The organism is Streptomyces sp. PA03-1a (assembly GCF_033792805.1).
In the GTDB taxonomy this organism is placed as follows: domain Bacteria; phylum Actinomycetota; class Actinomycetes; order Streptomycetales; family Streptomycetaceae; genus Actinacidiphila.
In genome coordinates this window covers 1-1493 of the sequence record NZ_JARAVO010000473.1, presented here as the reverse complement: position 1 = coordinate 1493, position 1493 = coordinate 1, and the positions used below count along the sequence as shown (strand labels likewise).

The 1493-nt window shown below is 70.3% G+C and carries 2 protein-coding genes; both read left to right on the top strand.

Features of this window, described 5'->3' with window-relative positions:
* On the top strand, nucleotides 1-863 hold an 863-nt coding region (locus tag PV341_RS45000), incomplete at its 5' end, for a hypothetical protein (RefSeq protein WP_500361027.1).
* A 210-nt stretch (nucleotides 864-1073) separates the two neighbouring features.
* On the top strand, nucleotides 1074-1493 hold a 420-nt coding region (locus PV341_RS44995), incomplete at its 3' end, for a hypothetical protein (protein WP_500361026.1).

Genomic DNA, 1493 nt, shown 5'->3' with positions numbered 1-1493 from the left:
CCTCCCCCTCCCTCTCGAAGGAGACAGCAATGCGCCTCATCGGCATGCCCGCCCTCACCCAGGCCGCCGGAATCCTCGTGGCCGGCTTCAACAGCGTCTACGAGGACGACAAGTGGATGCGGCTCCGCCTCCGCCGCGCCGACGGCACCGGCCCGGAGATCACCGGAGAGCTCGACGACTGGACGATGCGGTTCAGCCCGGCCGCCGTCGACGCCATGGTCCGCGAGATCGCCGCAGTCCTCTACGACCCCGACGGCCGGGCCGTCTTCTCCGTGACGGTCCCCCACGACCGCTTCCCCAGCGGGACCGGCACCTGGGCGTGGAACGTGCCGGACCTCAGCGCACTGACCTCCGAGGGCGCGCCGATGTGGCTCGACGACCCCGCCTCGTACGCCGGAGCCGAGTGGGACCACAGCCTCAACGGCGGAGCGTTCATCGACCTCACCGACACGGCCCTCACCGACGACGTGAAGCAGCTGCTGCTCGCCACCGACATGGCCCGGTACGGCGACCACCGCCCCGGGACGGCCGCGAGCTACCTGTACCGGGAGCTGCGGATCGCCGGCTTCGCCGCGCGGGGCGACGGCGACAGCAGCGGGGGATGGCTCGCCATGGACCTCGGAGGAGACGCAGCGATCTGGATCAACGGCGCCGAGGGCGGCCCGCGCGAGAACGAAGTCGCGTACCCGGTCGGCGACCACCACGGCTGGCTGGCCTGCTTCTACCCCGACGGCGGCTACAGCGGCGAGCACGAAGAGATCTACCGCTCGCGCGACACCGACCTGCGCGCCGACACCCGGGCCGTCGTCGCGGCCGTGGCCGCCCGCATCGCCCAGCACCGCACCGCGGCCGCCGGCGACTGACCGCCGCGCGAGGGGCCGGGAGCTTTCCCAGGCCCTCCCCGCCTCCTGACGGCTCGTCACCGGCCCGATGGGAACGCCCAGGTCAACCCGGCCACCTTGACGATTCCTTGACCAAATTTGCATGGATAACGAGGGTATCCAAGTGGGTTTGGAGAATGATGAAAGTAGAACACAACACCACAAACCACCACCTCCAAGGGAGACAGCACCATGGCCACCACCCTCACCCCCGAGCAGCTCGCCCACGGCCTCCGCATCTTCGCCGAGAACGCCATCGACGCCGAAGAGGCCGCCCGCACCCGGCTGGCCAAGGCGCTCACCGCGGGCAAGCCCATCGACTCCTACCTCCTCGAAGGCGTCATCGAGAAGCAGGCCGACGCGGCGAACTGGCGGAACCTGACCGACCGCCTCGACAAGGGCGAGGACGTGACCGAGGCCGTCACCAAGATCCGCACCCAGCTGACCAAGAAGCTCCTGGAGTACGGCGAGTCCACCTCCACCTCCGCCATCAGCAACGACATCGCCCGCAACGAGCGGTCGGCGTCCCGGATGGTGCGCAGCTCGCCGTCGGTGGTGTCGACGCTGATCGTGGCGGCCGCCGGGAAGTGGGGGCGGCTGAGGGTGGCGGCG